Source organism: Vibrio sp. 10N.261.55.C5, assembly GCF_041470505.1.
Lineage (GTDB): Bacteria > Pseudomonadota > Gammaproteobacteria > Enterobacterales > Vibrionaceae > Vibrio > Vibrio crassostreae_C.
Window position 1 is genome coordinate 55,618 of record NZ_JBFRMS010000009.1, and the last position, 23,227, is coordinate 78,844.

Annotated in this window: 16 protein-coding genes, 2 tRNA genes and 2 pseudogenes; 8 read left to right on the forward strand and 12 right to left on the reverse strand. The window is 45.3% G+C overall.

Annotated features, from left to right (window positions below; genetic code table 11):
- Position 1 precedes the first annotated feature (1 nt).
- From AB4263_RS02790 to AB4263_RS02800, 3 genes and pseudogenes are all read left to right on the forward strand, one after another.
- Complete coding sequence (locus AB4263_RS02790; protein ID WP_017062665.1) at positions 2 to 811, forward strand: transporter substrate-binding domain-containing protein; 810 nt, start codon at positions 2 to 4, stop codon at positions 809 to 811.
- A 138-nt stretch (positions 812 to 949) separates the two neighbouring features.
- Positions 950 to 1,873, forward strand: a complete 924-nt coding sequence (locus tag AB4263_RS02795) for an amino acid ABC transporter permease (RefSeq protein ID WP_372097408.1) — start codon at positions 950 to 952, stop codon at positions 1,871 to 1,873.
- 218 nt (positions 1,874 to 2,091) lie between these two features.
- A pseudogene (locus AB4263_RS02800) lies at positions 2,092 to 3,035 on the forward strand (ADP-ribosylglycohydrolase family protein).
- Between the two features lie 63 nt (positions 3,036 to 3,098).
- Here the strand turns inward: AB4263_RS02800 and AB4263_RS02805 are convergent.
- On the reverse strand, positions 3,099 to 3,980 hold the full coding sequence (locus AB4263_RS02805) for a LysR family transcriptional regulator (protein WP_372097410.1): 882 nt from the start codon (positions 3,978 to 3,980) through the stop codon (positions 3,099 to 3,101).
- A gap of 102 nt (positions 3,981 to 4,082) precedes the next feature.
- Here AB4263_RS02805 and AB4263_RS02810 point away from each other — a divergent pair, with 102 nt between their 5' ends.
- Positions 4,083 to 4,694 carry a LysE family translocator gene (locus tag AB4263_RS02810; RefSeq protein ID WP_372097412.1) on the forward strand — a complete coding sequence of 204 codons (612 nt, stop codon included), beginning with the start codon at positions 4,083 to 4,085 and terminating at the stop codon, positions 4,692 to 4,694.
- A gap of 68 nt (positions 4,695 to 4,762) precedes the next feature.
- Here the strand turns inward: AB4263_RS02810 and AB4263_RS02815 are convergent, their stop codons facing one another.
- From AB4263_RS02815 to AB4263_RS02840, 6 genes are all read right to left on the reverse strand, one after another.
- Positions 4,763 to 5,950 carry a DUF1501 domain-containing protein gene (locus AB4263_RS02815; protein ID WP_372097414.1) on the reverse strand — a complete coding sequence of 396 codons (1,188 nt, stop codon included), beginning with the start codon at positions 5,948 to 5,950 and terminating at the stop codon, positions 4,763 to 4,765.
- 8 nt (positions 5,951 to 5,958) lie between these two features.
- Complete coding sequence (locus AB4263_RS02820; RefSeq protein ID WP_102320746.1) at positions 5,959 to 7,320, reverse strand: DUF1800 family protein; 1,362 nt, start codon at positions 7,318 to 7,320, stop codon at positions 5,959 to 5,961.
- A gap of 140 nt (positions 7,321 to 7,460) precedes the next feature.
- Positions 7,461 to 7,892, reverse strand: coding sequence for a GNAT family N-acetyltransferase (locus AB4263_RS02825; RefSeq protein ID WP_017081499.1), 432 nt, complete (start codon positions 7,890 to 7,892; stop codon positions 7,461 to 7,463).
- Between the two features lie 93 nt (positions 7,893 to 7,985).
- Entirely contained in the window at positions 7,986 to 8,480 is a 495-nt protein-coding gene (locus AB4263_RS02830) for a GNAT family N-acetyltransferase (RefSeq protein ID WP_017081498.1), read from the reverse strand.
- A gap of 71 nt (positions 8,481 to 8,551) precedes the next feature.
- On the reverse strand, positions 8,552 to 8,890 hold the full coding sequence (locus AB4263_RS02835; protein WP_004731484.1) for a zinc ribbon domain-containing protein YjdM: 339 nt from the start codon (positions 8,888 to 8,890) through the stop codon (positions 8,552 to 8,554).
- 179 nt (positions 8,891 to 9,069) lie between these two features.
- Positions 9,070 to 10,233, reverse strand: coding sequence for a threonine/serine exporter family protein (locus tag AB4263_RS02840; protein WP_017058966.1), 1,164 nt, complete (start codon positions 10,231 to 10,233; stop codon positions 9,070 to 9,072).
- A gap of 525 nt (positions 10,234 to 10,758) precedes the next feature.
- On the opposite strand from AB4263_RS02840, the gene AB4263_RS02845 reads away from it, so the two are divergent.
- The 3 genes from AB4263_RS02845 to AB4263_RS02855 all read left to right on the forward strand — a co-directional run bounded on the left by AB4263_RS02845 (position 10,759) and on the right by AB4263_RS02855 (position 11,527).
- Positions 10,759 to 10,833 (forward strand) — tRNA-Gly (locus AB4263_RS02845).
- 55 nt (positions 10,834 to 10,888) lie between these two features.
- Positions 10,889 to 10,963: transfer RNA gene (locus tag AB4263_RS02850), tRNA-Gly, on the forward strand.
- A gap of 306 nt (positions 10,964 to 11,269) precedes the next feature.
- Positions 11,270 to 11,527 carry a hypothetical protein gene (locus AB4263_RS02855; RefSeq protein ID WP_102428568.1) on the forward strand — a complete coding sequence of 86 codons (258 nt, stop codon included), beginning with the start codon at positions 11,270 to 11,272 and terminating at the stop codon, positions 11,525 to 11,527.
- A 126-nt stretch (positions 11,528 to 11,653) separates the two neighbouring features.
- Here AB4263_RS02855 and AB4263_RS02860 read toward each other — a convergent pair whose 3' ends face one another.
- From AB4263_RS02860 to AB4263_RS02880, 5 genes and pseudogenes are all read right to left on the reverse strand, one after another.
- The gene (locus tag AB4263_RS02860) at positions 11,654 to 12,184 is read right to left on the reverse strand and encodes a cupredoxin family protein (RefSeq protein WP_017067600.1); all 531 of its coding nucleotides are present in this window, start codon (positions 12,182 to 12,184) and stop codon (positions 11,654 to 11,656) included.
- Between the two features lie 107 nt (positions 12,185 to 12,291).
- A complete protein-coding gene (locus tag AB4263_RS02865) occupies positions 12,292 to 15,435 on the reverse strand; it encodes an efflux RND transporter permease subunit (RefSeq protein ID WP_372097416.1) in 3,144 nt (1,047 codons plus the stop codon).
- Positions 15,432 to 17,171 carry an efflux RND transporter periplasmic adaptor subunit gene (locus AB4263_RS02870; RefSeq protein WP_372097418.1) on the reverse strand — a complete coding sequence of 580 codons (1,740 nt, stop codon included), beginning with the start codon at positions 17,169 to 17,171 and terminating at the stop codon, positions 15,432 to 15,434. Before AB4263_RS02870 ends, AB4263_RS02865 begins: the two co-directional genes overlap by 4 nt.
- Before the next feature lie 11 nt (positions 17,172 to 17,182).
- Positions 17,183 to 18,625 (reverse strand): annotated as a pseudogene (locus AB4263_RS02875) (TolC family protein).
- A 99-nt stretch (positions 18,626 to 18,724) separates the two neighbouring features.
- Positions 18,725 to 19,189, reverse strand: coding sequence for a hypothetical protein (locus tag AB4263_RS02880; protein WP_372097420.1), 465 nt, complete (start codon positions 19,187 to 19,189; stop codon positions 18,725 to 18,727).
- Between the two features lie 228 nt (positions 19,190 to 19,417).
- Between AB4263_RS02880 and AB4263_RS02885 the strand changes: the two genes are divergently transcribed.
- A partial coding sequence (locus AB4263_RS02885) for a VCBS domain-containing protein (RefSeq protein ID WP_372097422.1) occupies positions 19,418 to 23,227 on the forward strand: 3,810 nt, incomplete at its 3' end.

Genomic DNA, 23,227 nt, shown 5'->3' on the forward strand with positions numbered 1-23,227 from the left:
CATGAAGCTATTTAAAACCGCAATTACAGCCCTACTTGCGCTTGCCGTCAGTTTGCCTGCTCTTGCTTCTGAAACGCCTAACCTAGACAAAATCAACGAACGTGGCTCTCTACGCGTTGGTATGTCGACGTTTGTTCCTTGGGCGATGCGTAACAAACAAGGCGATCTTGTTGGCTTTGAAATCGACGTGGCGAAACGCCTTGCCGAAGATTCGGGTTGGAAAGTCGAGTTCGTTCCTACGGCATGGGACGGCATCATCCCTTCTCTACTTTCGAACAAGTTTGATGTAATCATTGGCGGTATGTCTATCACTGAAGCTCGCGCTAAAAGCGTATTGTTCACTGAACCTTACTCGCACTCCGGCGTCCAACTGGCGGCGAATAAAGAGCTAGCAGAAGGTTATACACAAATCTCTGATTTTGATTCTCGCCGTGTAAAAATCGCTGCGCGTCGTGGTGCGTTCACAGTTCAAGTGGCTCGTGAAACCTTCCCTAAAGCGAAAGTTCTACAGTTCGATGACGATGCTCAAGCATTCCAAGAAGTGTTAAACGGCAACGCGCACGCGGTGATCGCGTCTAGCCCGAAACCAGAACATGAAGCGATTAAAAACGCAGACACGCTATTTATTCCATTCGAAGAACGCCTATCAAAAGGTAATGAAGCATTTGCAGTTCGCCTAGGTGAAACTGACAAGACAGAATTCTTCAACGAGTGGATCAAAGCACGTACTGAAGACGGTTGGTTGAAAGAGCGTTACGAGTACTGGTTCTCTACTCTAGATTGGCAAGACCAGATTGCTCAAGGTCAGTAATCAACTGCCAATTAGACGCTAAAGAACCAATCAAGGCAGTACCTTGCTGGTACTGTCTTTTAAGAAACACCCGAGATAGCTATAAACTCATAGCCACTCTCACAGCATATTAATTATCATTGTTTAAACAGGAATGACGTGAGTAGTACTAGCGCATTATCAACGCCCAAGCCCAACCTTCACACGAAGCCTTGGTATCAACGCCTCAATCTATTAGATGGAGTGTTGTTTGCGATCATTTTCGCGTTCGCAGGTTGGCTTTATTATCGTTCCGCTGTTGGTATTAACTACCATTGGCGCTGGGAAGATGCGTTTACCCTGATTTTCATTCCGCCTTCTCAAGGCAATATTCCTTACTTTTTCCAAGGCTTGATCGCGACACTGCGCTTGAGTGTTTGGAGCATGGTTTTAGCACTCTCTTTTGGCACATTACTTGGCGTTGCTAGGCACTCTAAAATTGCTTTCTTTCGTACGCCTGCACTGATTTTTATCCAACTGGTTCGAAATATTCCACCACTGGTTTTTGTCTTCATATTCTATTTCTTCGTTTCTAACCAACTGATTCCATTCCTTGGTTTAGAAAGCATTTTACGTGAACACAACGGCGAGATTAACGCTGTTCAAGCCTTTCTGTTTGGTCCTGCTAACCTTTGGGAAAACTTGGCGTCTGGTGTTATCTGTATTGGTTTGCTCTCTTCGGCTTACATCGCAGAAGTGATTCGAGCTGGCTTAGAAAGTATTCCTAAAGGGCAATGGGAAGCGGCCGATTCACTCGGCTTATCGGCGTTGTCTAAGTATCGATTTGTGGTTGGCCCGCAAGTATTAACGGCCATCACACCGCCTTTAGCAGGTCAGGCAATTTCTCTAGTAAAAGATACCTCGATTGTATCCCTGATTTCGATTCAAGAGATGACATTTGTTGGCACTGAAATGGCGAACTCTTCCGGTTTGATCTTCGAGATCTGGCTGATTGTTGGTGCGGTTTACTTCGCGTTATGTTTCACCCTTTCACGTATTTTCAAAGTCATTGAACAACGCTCGAGTGTTTACCTTAACCGCTAGTGTCATTGTTTATTTAGACGTGTATTCAAGCGTCTGTTAGATGTCAACATAGCCACCTAAGTCATAATATTCATCCACTTACCCTGATTGGTTTAACTCATTGACCAATCAGGATTAATTGCTTGAAAACTCTCTACTGAAACACAGCAAACCCATCATTTAGTCACTATACTTGAAGTATCAAATTCCATTGGATCTTCTCAAGGACTTCACTCAGCATGGACAATCATAAAGAAAGAGCTTTTTACGCCGTTGTTGGCGCATTGGTTGGAGACGCCGCTTCCATGGGGCTGCATTGGTTGTATGACCAAGAGAGGATCTTGCACGTGGCGGGTTTTGAACCAGAATTTCGCTCACCAAACCAGTTCGATTATCAAGACAAAGGCTACTTCGCCCACCAAGGTAAAACCGCTGGCACCAATCACAATACGGTGCTCAGTTATTGGCGATGGTCGATAGCCTAGCCGATAATCAACACTACGACGAAGCGAGTTACATTAAGCACTTCCGTTTCTGGTTTGATTTTGGTGGCAGTTGGCAAGGTTACATTGATAAAGCGACTCGTATGAGCTTGCTGAACATACATAAACTAGAGCTAACAGAAGCTCCAATCACAGCCTGTGGCGCTGATGACACCCAGCTACCTGCTGTTTCAAAGCTAATTCCTTTAGTGGCGTGTACTTACACCTCTCACACCTTACCGGCAATGGTAGAGAGTGCGGTACGAGTGACCAACAACAACGACAAAGCCGTGGAATGGGCACAAGCCATCACCTTATTGGTTCAAGCGGCAATTCAAGGCAACTCTCCACTGCAATCGGTAGAAATGGTGCGACAAACTTGTAGCAAGTTCATACACGATCAAATCGACGAAGCACTGGCTGATCCTGAGCTTTCGATTACAGATGCCGCGAAGAAGTTTGGATTGCATTGTGAACTGAGTGCAGCGTTCCCCTTGCTGATTCGCATTATTGCAGGTGCTCAGAGTTATCAACAAGGCATTCGCGACAACATCTTATGTGGTGGTGACAGCTGCGGTCGTGCGATTGTAATTGGCGCGGTATTAGCGGCGTGTTTCTACGAAGGAGATGGCGAAATTCCAACCGAATGGCTAAAACAAGTCGAACTCAATGGTGGCGTGCTGTCTTTGCCTATTGAGTGATTTCCACAACAACGAACTAGAGCCTGACATAAGACAAGCACACTTCTAGGTCGGATGTCGTTCCTATAAAGTTGGAACACACTGCGATAACTCATTCTTCAGCCAAACAACAAACGGGCTTTCTGGCTCTTCATGGTTGCTATCTTGCGTGAGCAATATGTACTGGTGACCAGAAGGTACGAAGCCAAACGGCGCGATCAAGTTACCTCTTTCAAGATCGTCGGCGACAAGTGGATAAGACCCAAGCGCTATGCCTAACCCATCGACAGCCGCCTGAAAGCAAAAGTAGAAGTGTGCAAATGTTTGGTTCGCTCGAGCTTTTGACCACTCTCCACCATTAACTTTATCTATAGTGATAGCACCCCAATGACTCCAAGCACCTGGCCGTGTACTGCTGTGCAGTAATTTCACATCATCTAAGTTATCTTTTACCTGCTGCCAATAACCCGGGGAACACACAGGGCCTACCCACTCTTCAACTAGTGGTATCTGTTCGTAACGCTCGGTTAATTTAAAGTCATCTCGGCGAATCGCCATATCGAGCCCTGTCGCATTCAAGTTCACAGGCCCACCAGCAGTCGACAATCGAACATCAATTCCGGATTCGTTATAGAAATCACCGAGTCGAGGCATTAACCAACGCATGGTCAATGTGGGTTCGCATGAAACTTCCAACGCTTGATGATTCAGCTGATTAAGCTTATGGACTCCAGTCTCCAAGGCTTGGAACGCTTGCTCTGTGTAACCTTTGAGTAATTCCCCCTCTTTGGTGAGACACACATTCCTGCCCTGTTTATAGAACAAGGCGTGAGATAAGTGATTTTCCAATACCTTGATCTGCTTACTCACTGCGCCATGTGTGATATTGAGTTTATCCGCCGCATCACTGTAACTGCTCGAATGCGCTGCTACGTGGAAAATATGAAATGCTTTCAAATGTCTCATGTGTGATTTTTTCTCACAGATAGGTGGGATTCATTTCGATTATAGGCAGCAATAAAAAACCATACAATGCTGGCTCATCAAATATAAAGAGTTGGAGTCATTATGGAGTGGTTAAGCCTAGCAGTATTGGGACTATTGATTGTTATCAGCCCAGGCGCTGATTTCGTTTTAGTTTTGAAAAACAGTGTCAATCAAGGAAGACAAGCAGGGATTTGGACTGCAATCGGTGTGAGTTTAGCGATTTGTGTTCACATCAGTTATTCAATGCTTGGGATCAGTTACTTAATCTCACAGAATGAGCAGCTGTTTGACATGATTAGATACGCAGGTGCAACCTACCTTATTTATCTAGGGCTAAAAGGTATCCTGAGCGCAAACAACAAACTTGCACCGATGGAAGATACGAAGCAAAGCACCAGTGTTTGGCGCTATTTAGCCCAAGGCTTCTTATGTAACGTGCTCAACCCAAAAACCATGTTGTTCTTTTTGAGCATCTTCAGCCAAGTCATCTCACCTGATGCAGAAAACCAGCATGTCGCGCTCGGCTATGGGCTTTACATGATCGTTCTTCACGGTTTATGGTTTGGCGTTGTCGCTATGCTGTTTACTTCGAATACATTGCAAAAGCATCTATTGAGAGCAAAGAAAAGGCTTAATCAAGCATGTGGATTTGGCTTAGTGACGTTCGGAGCACTGTTGGCGATTAAATCGTAAACAAGCGAGTCACAAATAGAGAGCGATTCAAACGACTGAATCGCATCTAACTGGGTCTTGGTAAAACTCTAAACAAGATTCATCGGTCTAATATCGGAACTATCAGGGAAGATAGCGTTGAGTTGTTTCACTTCTATCGATAAATGTCGGTTGAGCACACCCTTGATAACCGAACGCATATCAGTCGTTGAACTAAGGTCTCGGCCCTCATATAGCTGGCTTTGGCTCAAGCCCGGCCAATTGGCAATAACCTTACCCCCCACTCCTTTCAACGATGGCAGCGCACCACCCGCAACAAACATGACGTTGCCAGTGCCGTGGTCGGTGCCTTTGGTGCCGTTTTCTTTTGCTGTTCGACCAAATTCACTGGCCGCGATGATCACTGTCTTCTGCCAACGATCACCTAGTGAAGCTTTGAGAGCCGCTAACCCACCATCCAAAGTTTTAAGTTGATTACTCAACCGTCCATTTACGTTGCCTTGATTGGCGTGAGTGTCCCATCCACCCAATTCTAACGCTGCGATGTTTGGTCCGTTATCAGCCGATAATATGTCGCCTGTTTTACCCATCAATGATTTAAACTGTTTGCCGACACCTTGGTCTCCCACCAGTTGATCTATCTTCATGACACTTTCAAAGTTTGAAGACAGCATTTGGTCACTTTGAAACAACTCTTCCAGCAATTCCGTTTGTTTATCGCGTGTTTTTAAGCGGTTTGGGTACCAACTTGCCACGGTCGATTCGCCCTGCATGATGAGTGGTAAGCCCGAATCAATCGCAATTCCATCGTATTTTTCTGAGCTCAACGTGAGTAAACGGTTAATCCACCCTACGGTGTTAAACGGGTCGGAAGTACCATTCTCTAATATCTTCTGTCCATCAAAATGTGAACGCTCACGATAAGCGGTTGAACAAGCGTGTACAAAGCTGAGTTCGTTACTCTCATACCATTGATGGCACTGCTTTAGAGATGGATGAAGCCCAAAGAAATCATCCAACTTCACTAGCTGTTCAGGTTTTAATCCGATGTTGGGTCTCAAATTAGAGTAATCCGGATCGGCATGCGGCACTACAACATTTAAACCATCCATCGCGCCACGCAGTGATACCCAAATGAAGATATTGTCTGAACCTGTTTTGGCAAAGCTTGGAAATGGCAGCATCGCACTGACGCCAACAGCCGCCGCAATACCCATGAACTGGCGGCGGTTAATACTATGTGGCGCTTTATTCTGAGAACAATCTGACTTTTTCATACCCACTCCTAACGATATTGAAACTGCGGACTTAGCCACAACAGGGAAAGTTGCATTGCAGCGCTGTCGGCTTTGTTCAATACAATTTGGGTGTGTTCATCAATAGCATCGCCATATAAACCCGCGATCACTTTATCCACTACCGCTTTCGGCTTAACTCCTGACGCTTTAGCCGATTTTATTGCAGCAGACGCAAGCCTATTCGCAACTTGCATACGTTGAGTCAACGCCGAAGGGCTATTGTAGTCTCTGTCTTGATCCGACCAGCCTGCAGGTGAACCCGGTTTAAAAGGAGGCTGCCCTAAATTGTTGAGTGCATTGAATGCCTGTTTCTCGTTTAAAGAAATATCGGCACTACGAAGAACGGCAAACAGCCACTCCTTCGGCGGTCTAAAACGATTAGGGTTAGGTTTACTCGCCTCAGCACTGTTCAATAACAAGCGATAAACAGGCAGTAAATTCCCCTCGCCTCTCAGATATTCAGCAACCATTTGCTCTGAGAGTTCTTTAGGTATGTCGCCAATGAAATGCTGGCACAGCTTACCAACCAAGTACGCAGCAGTGTCTTTGTGGGTCGCTAAGGTTTTTAAACACGACTCTCCTTGCGAGACGCCGGATTGAGAATAAGCCTTTCCAAGCAGTGTGATACTTCCTGGCTCATGCAGGTTATTAGCAAATCGAAACCCAGCATCAGGAGATTTGAATTTAATGCCCCAGCCTGAAATCGCTTTTGCTAAGGCAATGACGTCTTGCTGAGTGTAAGAACCGTCAACGCCAAGAGTGTGGAGTTCTAAGATCTCACGAGCGAGGTTCTCATTGAGCCCCTTATTACGGCGCTTTCCGACTTTTGAATTGGGACCAATCGAGAGTTGATTGTCGAGATACAGAAGCATCGCAGGATGTTTAGAAGAAGCCATCAGCATCTCGCCAAAGTTACCATTCCAATGCTGGCGAACCACATCGTTTTCAATGCTGGCGGCCAAGGGCATCAGTTTTCGATTATCGACCGAGATGGCGAAGTGATTGCTCCAAAACTGAATGATGCGCTCTTGAAAACCATAAGGAGTTTCAACACTTTGTAGGTGGCGAGCTTGAGCTTGTTGTCGATACTGCGTTCGAAGAAAAGACTGCGCTTCTTTCTTCGTGGCTTGCATCTGTTGTTCGTCACCCTTGGCCTTCATTCGTTGTACACGATTCTCTCCTACTTTAATCAGAGTAGATTCAGTACTCGGTAAGTCTTGTATAGCTTGGTGAACGAATGGCTTTTTATCCAACTGTTCTACAGGAGAATAATAGGTTGTTTGACCTAGTTTTGGCCCAAAGCCAAACCTTTGTTCACCCACGATTTTTGAAGTCGGGTAATAATTCATTGCACACTCCCTTACGCTCGATCTTTTCTAAGTGTAATCGCTTAGTCATCAAGCATAGGGAGCTTTACAAGGTTTTACGTTAGATAAGTGTCAGGTGCCTATCAAGTTACCGACACGGTGTGATCATTTTGAATGAGTGTCTATTCACGCCACATATAGACAAACTGATCGTTTTGCGAGGTGATTTCGAAGCCAAACCTTAAATACAACTCCCCAACTCGATTACCTTGTAAATAACACAACTCCACAGGCTTATTGAGTTTGGCTGCTTGAGCTAAGCAATCCGTTAAAACTTGGCTGCCAATACCTTTGCCATGATATTCAGGCAGTAGAAAGAATCGGCAAAAATAGAAGTGCTCGCCTTTGTCTTGCAACAACACACTACCAATCGCTTTACCTTGATATTCAATGATTTCAGGGCGTTCTTCTGCCCACTCTTCGGCGTGTATATCTCGTTGAATTTGTTCATCCCAGCCAAATACGGCCTTGATTGGTTCAAACTCAGCGGCCTTCTTAAGCTCGAACAGAAATTCATAATCTGATGACTGAGCAGGTCTTGTTGAATACTTCAAAATACCTCCAACAATAATTGGCTATGGCTTCATTTTCGTTTAAACCGGGACATAGTAACCCCGATCAAACCAAAAGATGCCACGCTTAAATGTTCATTTTGGTTCTAGTTGGTAACGTAAGACTTCGTGTTTATCTTGCTCTGAATAAAAGGTACTCAGGAATTGTCCACCGCACTTCTCAATGACCTTTTGCGAAGCTATATTGCCCCTCTCACACGTAATAATAGCGCTTTCGGACAATACGTACCGTTGAACCCAAGACAACATATGACTTGCGATACCCCGCCCTCTCGCTTGTGGCAAAGTCTCGTAGCCGATATGTCCGATGACATCGTGAATGTACGGACTGGTGCCATGACGAACTCTTATCACTCCAAGAATACGTCCAGACTCGAAACAAAAATAAGTAGAAGCAGGCGTCCACCCTTCTGGCAAACCCCCACCTTTTGAATAAGCAATTCGTCTTTCTAAATAGGCATCACTGCCATCAGAAATGCCCGTGTAAATATCTAACCCATCTTCAACACAGGCGTTCACATAGTGATGAAAGGCAGTTGAATGCGAAAGAGCAGCTTTAACCATGTCCATATGATGTTAATTCTCCGCCGGTTTTACGCTATTTAGTTCAGTAGCAACTCGCAATTTTGACCGATTATCGACTATTGCTTCTTAACGTACTTCGCCGTAACCAACATTTCACCGCCACCATCCAACTTGCAATCTAGCTGGTGATCTTTGCCTTCGTTGATGCGTCGAATCACGGCTTTAGTGCCGATTTTCAGTACGCTAGAACTGCCTTTAATTTTTAGATCTTTAATGAAGGTAACTTTATCGCCACTTTCCAATACAACGCCATTTACGTCCTTAACACGCGCGGCTTCTCTTTCTAAACGCTCTTCTTCTGGATTCCACTCATAGGCACACTCAGGGCAGATTAGGTTGTTTTGGTCTGGGTAGACATATTCAGATTGGCATTGCGGACAAGGAGGTAGAGACATACGTTAATACTTAATTTAAATAGAATTTGTTCCATTTTAATGGCTCTTGTCAGGCTTAGCGAGCATAAATCTAACAAGTTTTACGGAGAGCTAATTGTCTTCAAAAAAGAGCAGCACCTAAAACGAACAAACACAGCCGCTAAGCTGTGTTTGTTTAAAGGTTTGAAAAGCGGAACGGCTTAACGTTCGACTTTTGGTGAGTAAATCGAGTAAGCGGTGATTTGCCCTGCCACGATTGCAGAGAACATGAATAACGCCGACAAACCAATACTAGGAATAGGCAGAATCGACTGTTCAAACACCGATTGGCTGGCACTTACTAATACTCGGCTACCCGGAACCAAGATGATGATCCCTTGCACGATATAAATAGAGCCCGTGAGCTCCATCTTCTTGGCAATCCAAGTCCCGTACAAAGTAATAAGAACCGTCGTAACCCAAGTACCGACAACCCAACCACTATCAAAACCTAGGTAGAACGGGCCCCACATACCGAGAACCGCTACTGGTAAACCAAGTAAGATGTCTTTAGGTCGCGCATTGAACATCACACCGATAGAAACAGAGATCAGCACCAAGCCAGATATGTGCATCCACATCGGTACCGCATTGGTATAGTCGATGGAGACCGCTTGTCCCCATATCGCTTCACCGATGTTGAGCCCCATGATAATCCCTACAAACAGCTTAATCAGGGTTAAGGCGCTCTGCCCTAGCAAGCTGGTACCAGAAACCAAGTCATTAAACGCCAAACATTCTAGTGCGTTGGCTATGGATAACCCGGGGACAAACAAGACGATCGAGGCGATACACAACGCCCACACTGGTATCGGCAACCCTGTACTCGCCAGAAATGCCACGAAGATACCCGTTAACAATGCCGAGATGAATTCAACTGCGATAGCGCGACGTGAATGAAGGACTTGCTGACAGACCCAAACCATCAAACCCAATAACGCAGAAAAACCCACCGCTTCCAACGTACTGCCCACCAGCATCAAATACGCAGGCGGAATACCCATATTGGCAAGTGCCGTCACAAATTTAGAGTAACCGACAGGCTCTGGTACAGGCTCACTGCTCGGTTGGTTAATACGAATGATCGTATTGGCCAACAAACTCAGGTTAATTGACGCAGGCTTTAGACGCTTTAGAATCACAGCGTTGTTATCGTCTGGAAACTGATAATTAATCGCGGTTGGCGTTGCTTGGATCATCACATCCACACCATGCTTTTTAGCATAATATTGTGTATATTTTTCAAGCTTATACGGAGCGCAACCACTGCGGTGAAGAGTATCACCAATTTCAACAATTTTGTTAATTCGGAACTGAGAAGGCATGGGTATTTTAGCGGAGACAAAATGTGCGGCAAATGTACCAAACGACAGACGGAATGACGAGGCTTTTGCGTGAATTATCAACTGAACTCGTTACTTTTTTCTGCAAAGGCTTAGAAGTCTCTATAACTCTACTCATTTGGGATTAGTTTACTGAATGTTTTGACCGGTTGATAAGTTAAATTTATGCATTCAGATTGTTATTAACGGATGCTAAAACACGAATAAACATCAGTTTATGTTAACACTCCAAATTCCTTAATTTTCATGAAATTTATGACAACCAAGCACTACTAAAGCATGTTTATAAATTAACGCGGGTTTATCGCCAAAAGCAGCATGACATTTACTAATATTTCTCGCCCTCCTTTTAACGAGAGTTTAGTCACATTTTATTCACTCTGAAAACGCCGAACATGATTGAAAAACTAGCGGTGTGGTGGTTATGCGAGCACTTAGAATAAAAATGAAAGAAAAAGGTTTCGTTTTCAGTTAGATGTGGCATTATCACTCTCGTTAAGACGATGTGCGTACATCGTATAATGGCTATTACCTCAGCCTTCCAAGCTGATGATGCGGGTTCGATTCCCGCTGTACGCTCCAGTCTTCTTGATGCCTCAGTCTTCTTGATGCCTCAGTCTTACTCATAAGACAGTGTGCGTGCATCGTATAATGGCTATTACCTCAGCCTTCCAAGCTGATGATGCGGGTTCGATTCCCGCTGCACGCTCCAACTTATCCTTAAGCTCCATGACATGCTTTCTTCCAGCGATACCCTATTCAAAAACTTTCTCCGTTCGATAAATCCATAGTCATTAAATCTATACTGATTAAACTTATTTTGTTTAAGCTTAGATTGACCAACCAAAGCTATTAACTCCTTAATTCGCTTCGTATTTCTGACACCTATCCAAATCACACATTGCAGTTCAGCTTTTAATGATTTTCAAAATTGTTCCAATTTAATAATCTTGGTCAATATCTGCAAAAATCATTGTGGTAATGTGCGCGCATTAGCAACAACCCACAAATAATAAAAATGTTTAAAATCAATGAGTTAACAATTAACATCGAAGCAATTAATGTCGCGTTAGCAAAAGTTGAAAATGCCAATAAAATTCAGCTAGATACATTGAAAGGTTATGTGAACAGCGAGCCTGAACAGGCTGTACTGGCTTTTCGATCGCTGAATGAAGCAGAGTCAATCGACGACAAGTTTAAAAAGATCATGGCAGAGCTACCGCACCTAAGCGGCGAAGCACACCACCTGCTTGAAACTTCTATCTTGCTACAGTGACTATAAATAAAGATAAGCCTCAGCGAATCCCTCACAGCAAAGCGCTTTAGGTATAAGTTAAGACTTATCTTTAATTTTCTAGCCCTCATTGAATTTCTAATTCAACAAAGCGCTATTGATTAACGTCTAAAGCGTTAACGACTTCACCATACCCGCTTCAGCGTGACCAGGGATATTGCACGCTAACTCTACGTTATTATCACCATGGAAATGCCACAGCAATTGCTTCGCTTTACCCGGCTTAACTGTAACTGTGCTACCTGAGTCATGGGCGTGATTACCCGTGTTTTTCATCATTTCACGATGCTCTAGCTGCTCTGAGGCAGAACCAATCGAGAATTCGTGATCAATCTTGCCTGTATTCATCACAACAAACTGCACTACGTCATTTGGCTCTATATCGACCTTGTTTTTAAATGTGATTTTCATATCATCACTTAGCAGCACATGAACCACTTTATCGGGCTTCGCGCCTTGAGCTGGCATCCCAACTTCTGACATACCTTCCATGTCCATCATTCCATCCATATTCATCATCTTTGAATGGTCCATCTTTCCACTCGTCATCATACTGTGATCCATTTTTGAATGGTCCATTGCAGCAAACGCGGTTGCTGTAGTCAGTGTTAGAGCGATAGCAATTAGTGTCTTTTTCATCGTCGTTCCTTAGATTAATTCAGTTATTTATTTGTTAGTTTCACATGTTCATATGGTGCGCCCTTACCTACTCCTGTCTCGCAAGTAAGGGCTTTATAGTCAGTGCGTTATTTACTTGTCTCGTTTTGGCTTTGAGTAATCTCTCGCTGTTTCCAGAGCTTAAAGATTGCAGGCAAAACCAGTAGGGTAAGCAACAGTGCCGACGCCATTCCGCCTATCATCGGCGCGGCAATTCGCTGCATCACTTCAGAGCCCGTTCCCTCGCCATACATAATTGGAATGAGGCCAATGATCACCGTAAGTACTGTCATCATCACTGGGCGAACACGCAGTCCTGCACCCTCACGAATCGCATCCGTTAAGTCTTCACTCTGAAGTGCTTGCTGGTTCTGCTCCGCATCCAATTTTTTGTAGTGCCATGCTTGATTTAGGTAGACCAACATAATGACGCCTATCTCAACAGCTACCCCGGCAAGGGCGATAAAGCCCACACCCACCGCAATCGAGAAGTTGTAATTGAGGACATGCATCAGCCATAGGCCACCCACCATCGCGAGTGGCAATGTCAGCATGATCATCATCACTTCACCGACACGGCGGAAGCTCAAATACAGCAGCAACATAATGATGGCAATGGTGATAGGCACGACCACACTTAAGCGATCTTTGGCGCGTTCCATGTACTCGTATTGACCAGACCAAGCCAGTGAGTAACCCGCAGGCAAAACAATTTGATCTGTAACGACTTTTTGTGCCTCTGCCACATAAGAACCAAGGTCACGCCCTTCGATATCCACGAACACCCAGCCATTAGGACGCGCGTTCTCCGTCTTAATCATTGGTGGCCCATCTTCATAGCGAATATCCGCGACATCAGACAGTGCAATACGAGCTCCGTTTGGTGTCACCAATGGCAAGTTCTGCAACTTAACGACAGAATCACGATAGCTTTGTGGGTAACGGACATTGATTGGGTAACGCTCTAGCCCCTCAACGGTTTCGCCCACGTTCATGCCACCAACCGCAGTCGAAATAACCTGCTGAACCTCTTTGACGCTTAATCCGTAACGAGCAGCAGAGCGGCGCTTGATGTCTATCGTGACATAGCGACCACCAGCCACACGTTCGGCATACACAGAAGCCGTACCGCTAACACCATTTAAGATAGGTTCCAGCTGAGAGCCAATGTCCTCTATAACACTCAGATCTGGCCCTGCTATTTTGATTCCGATTGGCGTTTTGATACCGGTCGCTAACATGTCGATACGAGTTTTGATTGGCATAACCCACGCATTGGTTAAACCTGGGAACTGAATCAGATCATCAAACTCTTTACGCAGAGACTCAGTAGTGACACCGTCACGCCACTCATCTCGCGGTTTAAGCTGAATCACGGTTTCAATCATGGTTAACGGTGCAGGATCGGTTGCTGTCTCTGCTCGACCAATTTTGCCCCACGTGGTTTCGACTTCTGGAATGGTTTTGATGAGCTTATTGGTTTGTTGCAACAACTCACGCGCTTTACCAATTGAAATACCCGGATAGGTGGTTGGCATGTACATCAAATCCCCTTCGTCCAAAGGAGGGATAAACTCGCTACCAAGCTTACTGGTTGGGTAATAAGCAGATGCCATTAAGCCAAGTGCGATAACAATCATCATCTTTGGATATTTTAGGCTGAGGTTCAGAAGCGGTTTGTACATTGCCACTAAGCTGCGGTTGACTGGGTTTTTGTGTTCAGGCAACACGTTACCGCGAATGAAGTAACCCATTAGCACAGGCACAAGCGTGATAGCCAAACCGGCTGCAGCAGCCATTGCATACGTCTTGGTAAACGCAAGTGGCGAGAACATCTTGCCTTCTTGCCCTTCTAGCGCGAACACAGGCACAAAGCTCAAGGTAATGATAATCAGAGAGAAGAACAGCGGTGCGCCAACTTCTTCTGCAGCCTTACCTATCACTTGCCAACGGTTTTTATCAGTGAGCGGAGTCCGTTCAATGTGTTTATGAACGTTCTCGATCATCACGATGGCACCATCGACCATGGCGCCAATCGCAATCGCTATTCCGCCAAGAGACATGATGTTGGCGTTAATACCCTGCCAATGCATCACAATGAATGCACCTAAGATACCAACAGGCAGACTTAGTGCGATAACCAACGACAAGCGGATATGGAACAAGAGCAGCGCACACACCACGGCGACCACGATGAACTCTTCAGCCAGCTTCTTCCAAAGGTTTTCAACGGCTGAATCAATCAAAGTCGAACGGTCATAAGTTGCGACAATCTCGACACCATCCGGTAAGCCAGCTTGCAGTTCAGCGAGTTTGGATTTAACCGAGTCGATCACTTCACTGGCATTTTCACCAAAGCGCATCACGATAACGCCGCCAACCGCCTCGCCCTCACCGTTGAGTTCCGAGATACCACGACGCATTTGCGGGCCGAGGTTAATATCAGCAATGTCACCTAATAGCAGCGGAGTACCTTTGTCGGTCACTTTTAGCGGCAAAGATTGAATGTCTTCAATGCTTGTCAGGTAACCCGTCGTACGAACCATGTGCTCGGCTTCCGCAATCTCAACAACAGACGCACCGGTTTCTTGGTTACCATCTTGGATTGCCTTGTTGACTTGCTGAAGTGTTAGGTCATAAGCACGTAACTTGGCCGGATCAATCTGTACTTGGTACTGCTTCACCATGCCGCCAACGGTCGCCACTTCAGACACGCCTTCTACGGTTTGCAATTCATACTTCAAGAACCAATCTTGCAAACTACGAAGTTCCGCTAAGTCGTGCTGACCTGTTTTATCTTGCAACACGTAGCTGTAAACCCAGCCCACACCGGTTGCATCTGGCCCTAGTGTTGGCTTGGCACTCGATGGCAAGTTAGGTGCAACTTGGCTTAAGTACTCCAACACTCGTGAACGCGCCCAGTACATATCGGTATCGTCATTGAAGATGATATAGACATAGGAATCACCAAAGAACGAGTAGCCACGAACTGTTTCAGCACCCGGTACAGCTAACATGGCGGTGGTCAATGGATAGGTCACCTTATCCTCGACCACTTGTGGGGCTTGCCCCGGATAACTGGTTTTGATGATCACCTGAACATCTGACAAATCAGGAATGGCATCGACAGGTGTATTTTTAACGCTGTATAAGCCGCCAAATACGATGGCTACAGTAGCAACCAACACTAAGAAGCGGTTGCTAATAGACCAGCGAATGATTGCATTGATCATAGTTCGCCCTCACCCGTGCTATTCGTCGGTTCGAGAGATTTGAGCACATAATCAGAACCTTGCTTCGCCACTAGAAACCGAATGGTTTGACCCTCGGAAAACTCAGATAAATCAAGGTCATCACTGGCTTGGAAATTCATTTCACCCGCTTTCCAATTCCACTCAGGGACTGGCTGATGTTTTACGGTGATCATGCCAAAATCTGCCATCAACATAGTGATGTCACCCGTTCCCCAAACTTCGCCAGCGATCTTGTGTTTGTTCACCTTGTAATCCACAACCTCGTACTGCCCTGACTCTGTCTTTCTCATCTCAAAGTCAATTGCCTTACCACGTTGCACGTCACTCATGTCCAAGCCTTCCACAAAGGTGAAATTCATCACCATGCCCGGCCAATCCCATTCTGGAACAGGCTGATGGTTAATCGTCACCATACGGCTGCCTTGCATAACATCGGAAATTTCACCGTTTGCCCATACGGTTTCCGCTTCTTCCTCAACACCATTGATGCGTGACAGATCAGCTGATTGGCTCGATTCAGAATCCAACATGAAGTGTGCAGAAGTGACAATGTTTTCGCCTTGCTCTAGCCCTTGAAGCACCTCTATTTTTTCGCCAGCTTCACGACCAACCTCAATACGAGCAGAGCGATACTTGCCAGAACCTTTTGACATCACCACTCGAGTCATACCACCGGAGTGAATCACCGAAGATCTTGGGATAGTAAGAACGGCTTCATCACTGATGGGTTTCAGCGCAATATTGGCAAACATATTTGGCTTAAGCTCGCCATTTGGATTGGAGAACTTCAAACGAACGCGCAAGGTTCGAGTTTTTGGGTCAAGGATTGGGTACACGTAATCGACATTACCCAACCACTCTTTGCCGGGAATGGCATCTAGCGTCATCACCGCATTGCTGCCTGACGAGATCCAGTGCGCTTGACGCTCAAACACCTCAGCATCAACCCATACCTCGCCTAATGGGCCAGCACTGATCACCGCTTGTGCAGGTGAAAGATAACCACCTTCTCGAATATTCAGGCTAGCGATGACACCATCGGCTGGCGCTTTGATTTCGATGGTTTGCGAGGCTTTCCCTTTACGAGCGATGGATCGTATCTGCGCTTTATCTACACCTAGGGTGACCAAGCGTTCAGTCGAGCCCTTGATCAAACCTTTACGACCCGTTTTATAAGCACTGATCAACTCTTCTTGTGCTTTAACAAGCTCTGGAGAATAGAGTGTGAAAAGTACATCACCTTTGTTTACCTTCTCACCCACTGCGTTGATGTAGAGCTTCTCAACCCAACCAGCTGCTCTTACGTTGGTTTGCCACAATGTACTTTCATCGAACGCCACATAACCCACGGTTTCAATCCGAGGAGACAACGCTTCAAAGTTAACTGTTGCTGTTTTGACACCAAGATTATTTTCTACCGACGGGTCGATAAACACAGTTCCCGCCTTGTCTGGTCCCGCACTTGAGTCATCCGCATAAACAGGAATTAAATCCATCCCCATTGGTGACTGCCCCGGTTTGTCTCGCTGATAATTTGGGTCCATCGGAGCCACCCAGTACAGAGGCTCATCCTTGGTTTGTTTACTTACTTCGGCGTCTGTACTCGTTGCCATTGCTGACATGTTATGTGCTGACCCAACGACAAAGTGATTCACACCAAACCCCAATGCACCACCGACCAATAAAGCGATTGTTGCTACTTTTACTGTATTCATTGTCTATTCCCTTATTGATTGGCTGTGTGTTTAGTTGCGCTTGAGTTGAGTTGTGGTTGGTTTACTTGGTATTCAAAACCACTGATTAACGCCGCCAGTTTGCTGTTAACGATATTGAGATCGGTGATCAAACGTTGTTGCTCTAACTTAAGCGCCAGCTCATCGGTCGTTGTTAAAATGACATCGTTAAACTGAGCGGTATTGTTTTGATAACCCCTTTCAACCGCGCTGATTCGGGCTGCGGTTTGAGGAAGCAAGGACGTTTGATAGCGATCTAATCGCTGGATAAGATTTGATCTGTCCACCAGCAATGCGTTCACTTACGCGTTCATTTGGGAAAGTAAGGTGTCTTTTTGAGATTTAGCCGCACCAACTTGATACTGAGCAGCCGATAAGTTCTTATCTTGTCGATTCCCCGTAAACAGCGGGATGTCGACAGTCAGATAGGCACTCACCAGATCAGAAGCAGGTTCACCTGCCATGTTATTGGCTTGACGGTGTGCATACATCACTTCCACCCCAAACTGCGGGGTATAAGCTTGCTCGGCTAACTCAACCTGAGTTTGATTGGAGGAAATACTGACATCGGAGATCTTAATCAAAGGATGGTCAGTCAGTAGCTTGTAGTGCTTGGTTGAATCGATATTGGTCGCTAATTTGCTTTCCAACAACGACCAATCGATTTGGTTAGTTGCATTCAGTGTGCCCAGAGAATCAAGAGCCTGAGAGCCTAGCCAATCAGAACCCAACCATTCAGAAAGCTGATAGATTAAACGACGCTGAATTTGCTGATTAGCTTGTAGCTTTTCATCAAGTTTACTGACTTGAAGCTGAGCATTAAGCAGATCTTGCGCTTCGCTTTTACCAATCGAGTAATTGGTTTGTACATAGTTTTCAAGCTCAACCAACAAACGACGATTTTGACGAATCACCGACTCAGCCTTTTGCTGATAACCTAACTCAAGCCAAAGCTGCGTCATGCTATTCGCAACCGTCAATTCTCTTGCTTGCACCTGCAAAGCTAAAGCATCAGCCTGCTGGCCTGCCTTTTTCTGTTGGAGGTTAAGCGTATCGCCACGCTCAAACTGCTGCATCAACCCTACCGATATATTGGTCATCGGGTCTTCGTCGAATTGAAAACTATCGACAGGCAAACCGCCAAATCCAACTTTTAATTTAGGATCCATTAAGGTCGAGCTGGCAATGCCCGTTTCTCGCATCGCTTGAGACTGAGCAAAGTACTGTTTGCGATTTCCATCTTCGCTTAAAGCAATCTCAATCAGTGTATTGAGTTGCTGCGTCGAGCTTGCTTGGTCATGTGCTGAAATGTGTTGAGCATTTGAAGCTGACGCCGTGGTAGCCGCGAGCGTAGCACTTGAAAACAAGGCCATAGGCAAGGTAGCAGCAACCACTAAGCTCGTGTTCATGACAAACACAGAGGTTGTTGGTTTCATATTCACAATGAATGTCCATATCTAACGCTAATTAGCGCATAAAAAAGAATGGCTTATCAGATTTATCTAACTGATAGAGCTGTATTTTTAGATATAGATTTATGCAGAAGGTGGGCGTAGCAAAGATTGAGCGCGTGCGACTTTCTGGCCAATCGTGACCGATTGAAAACGAGCTAATGAAAAGGAAAGTTGATCAACGGCTTGAACAGCCTGAATTGGATAGGGACTTGCAGAACACATTGAGGCACAGCAATCGACACTCGAACAATGGTTACCCATCATCGAGCTACCGTCTTCGCTCATTGAAGACATATCGCATTGAGCCATCAAAGCATGGGCACTCATGTTAGAGTCTTCAGCGTGTACTTCTTCACTCATCACATGACACCCCGCCATTGAATCATTAACCGAAGTATCGCTGTGGTAACAAGCCGACTTGCTCGACCCCATTTCCCTCATCATTACTTCAGTCATCAAGGCTGAGGAGCTTGAGGCATAGCTAGACATCAACATCGCAATGATGCTGAAAACAATAATCCAAGTTTTTCGGAATGTGTTTGTCATAGTTTACCTTTGAATTTACAACGCAACTATAAACGTTCCCCTTAGGGTAAGGTCAATGTGCCGATATTTACCTGACCGTTGAAAAAGTATTCATCCTCTCTTTCATCAAAACGAGATAATTCTTCGACTTTACAGTTTTTTTCTTTAAAAATTATCCAATTAGCTAGCGAAACCTCTATCTGTGTATTTTACTTAAAATAGTGCAACCACGATTTACGGATGAGAAAAATGGCTAACAAAAAAAACGTCGAAGCAAACAAGAAAAATACAGAAATCAAAAATAAGAAAAGTAACGAGCTAGAACAAAAGAAACCAACACAAAAAAAGAAGCGCAGACTGCATTCACATCTAAAAGTGAATATCCCACTTTTTCAGTCACTCATGATGATTTTGCCATCATTGGCTAAACACGCTGCTGCAGAAAGTATAGACAATGCCAGCGACGCTGCAGATCAAGTAACCGCAAATAACGTGACCGAAAAAGATGTCACCGATGACCATAGCAAGGCGGACTCATCAGCGGTTGCTCTCCAAGACGCTCAGGCGAGTGACAACGACGTAAACTCAACCTTAAGTGCAAGTCATGCCGCCCATGGTTCGAGCTCTAACTTGGTTCCTTCTCATCATTTGTCGACGCTTTCTCACCCGCAAGTCCATTACATTCCTTCGGTATCGATGCCGACTATCTCCTCAGGAAGTAACGGTCAGCCGACTCATTCAAATGCGCCGACGACACCCGCTTTACCCGTCACCTTTATGCCAGAAGTCATAAAAGGTACCTACGGAGAGCTTCATGTTGATGCAAATGGTCAATACACATTCGTATTGAATCCAAATTCTCCTCAATACATCCTGTTAAATCAGCACCAACCAGGTACTGATCATTTTGCGTTACATCTATCTAATGGCTCGAGCATCATTGTTCAGATACCGGTAACAGGTAAGCAAGACACGCCAAATATTTCTGGAGACTTAACAGGTGTGGTAACAGAAGATCACAATATTGATTCACAAGGCTTGTTACATGCGAACGGCAAAATCGATGTCATAGACCCTGACCAAAATGAAAGTTCGGTTACGCCGGAAGTTATCTCAGGTAAATATGGTTCATTAACTATCGATGCTGATGGACATTGGCAGTATCAAGTTGATAACTCGCTCTCTAATGTTCAAGCTTTAACCGCAGCCACTTCACTGCATGAAAGTTTCACAATTCACACCAAAGATGGCACACCGCAAACGATCGATATGACGATTGGCGGAAACGACGACAATGCCGTAATTACGGGTGTGGATGCTGGCACGTTAACTGAAGATTTAACGATACAAGTTCAAGGGCAGCTTTCGGTAACGGACTCTGATCTTGGAGAGGACCACTTTCAAGCCTCACAAGTGACTAGTAATTTCGGTACGCTAAGCATCACCAAAGACGGTGCGTGGACATACAGTTTAGACAACAATAACCCAGTAGTTCAAAGACTTGACCAAGGTTCAACTGCGACAGACATCGTCACTGTTCACTCAGCTGATGGCACACCACATCAAGTCACTATTACCGTTAATGGCACTAATGATACTGCTGTTATTTCAGGTACAAATTCAGGGGCGGTAACTGAAGAGTCGCAACTGAAAACGTCTGGGACTCTGACTATTACAGATACCGATAAAGGCGAAGATCACTTCTCGAATACCGATATCGCAGGTCAATTAGGCACCCTACATCTTAAAGATAACGGTAATTGGACCTACGATTTAGATAACAAAAACACGGCAGTTCAAGCACTAGCGCAAGGTAAAACGGCGACGGACACTATCACCGTTCACTCTGCCGATGGCACGCCACATCAAGTTACTATTACCGTGAATGGCACTAACGACACTGCGGTGATTGCAGGCACTAACTCTGGTGCGGTAACTGAAGAGTCGCAATTACAAACGTCTGGGACTCTGACTATTACAGATACCGATAAAGGCGAAGATCACTTCTCGAATACAGACATTGTTGGTTCATTAGGTACCCTACATCTTAAAGATAACGGTGATTGGACCTACGATTTAGACAATCAAAATCCGACCGTGCAAGCGTTAGCGCAAGGCAAAACGGCAACCGACAGCATCACCGTTCACTCTGCCGATGGCACGCCACATCAAGTTACTATTACCATCAATGGCACTAATGACAGTGCGGTGATTGCAGGCACTAATACGGGTCAAGTGACTGAAGAAACGGTATTAACCACATTTGGCACATTAACTATTAGTGACACAGACACAGGTGAAGCCCACTTCTCTGATAGCGATATTGTTGGTCAATTAGGCACCCTACATCTTAAAGATAACGGTGATTGGACCTATGATTTAGATAATAACAATCCAACCGTGCAAGCGTTAGCCCAAGGTAAATCGGCGACGGACACTATCACCGTTCACTCTGCCGATGGCACACCACATCAAATCACTATTACCGTTAATGGCACTAATGATACTGCTGTGATTGCAGGCACCAATACCGGTGCGGTAACTGAAGAGTCTCAACTTCAAACAACGGGCTCATTAACTATTAGCGACACCGATACCAATGAAGCGCACTTCTCGAATACAGACATTGTTGGTTCATTAGGCACCCTACATCTTAAAGATAACGGTGATTGGACCTATGATTTAGACAATCAAAATCCGACCGTGCAAGCATTAGCGCAAGGCAAAACGGCAACCGACACCATCACCGTTCACTCTGCCGATGGCACGCCACATCAAGTTACTATTACTGTAAATGGTACTAATGATACTGCTGTTATTGCAGGCACCAATACCGGTGCGGTAACTGAAGAGTCTCAACTGCAAACCTCGGGAACACTCACCATCACCGATACAGACAAAGGTGAAGCCCACTTCTCGAATACCGATATCGCAGGCCAATTAGGTACCCTACATCTTAAAGATAACGGTGATTGGACTTACGATTTAGATAACAAAAACCCAACGGTACAAGCATTAGGTCAAGGTAAAACCACCACCGATAGCATTACCGTGCATTCCGCGGATGGCACAACACATCAAATAATGGTGACCATAAATGGTAGCAACAATGTGGCTACTATTGCTGGCGTTGATACTGGTTCAATAACCGAGAATACCGCTGGCGTTAACATGTCTCCCGATTATGCCCAACCTGGCATAGCCACACTTGGCAATACAACACTCTATGCGGATGGTAAGCTGACCATTACAGACCCTGATACGGGTGAGTCTATTTTTGAAAAGCAAGGCAGCAATGGTTACGACTATCACGGTACCTATGGAGATCTGATTTTACAAAATGATGGTACATGGCATTATCACGCCGATGCCGGACATAGAGCCGCTATTGGTGGCGTAGCAACAACGCGTGGCACTGCAATTGACCAGCTTGGTGAAGGGCAAAGCCTAACCGATACGATTACAGTCCATTCAAAAGATGGTACAACACACGATATTGTCATCACCATTCACGGCAGTAACGACAGACCTTACTGTTCATCTGAAGTTGTGCTTGCAAATGGCAGTGAAGATACACGCCAAACCTTAACCACCGCGCAACTATTAGCGAATACCGTCGATGTGGATGCCAATGACGCCGGTAAGCTAACCATTGAAAACCTCCATGTCGACCATGGCTCTATTCTAAACAATGCCGATGGTACGTTTACGTTTACCCCAGAGAAAGACTATAACGGCGATGTACACTTCAGCTATGACGTTAAGGATGCACACGGTGGTGTGACCCACACCGGCGCAACCACCAACTTAGCTGCGGTTAACGACAACCCTGATGTGACGCCTTTAACAGACAGTGTCAGTGAGGGGGCCGATAATCATCACACCCTCAATCTGCTAGTAGGTGCCACAGATAAAGACGGAGACGCTTTAACTATCAGTCACCTTGAATATGCCATCGATGGTCAACTTCAGGCAGGGAAAATCCCCGCAGGTATCACCTTAGATACTGATGGTCATACATTAATTGTTGATGCCACTGATCCCGCATTTAACCATTTG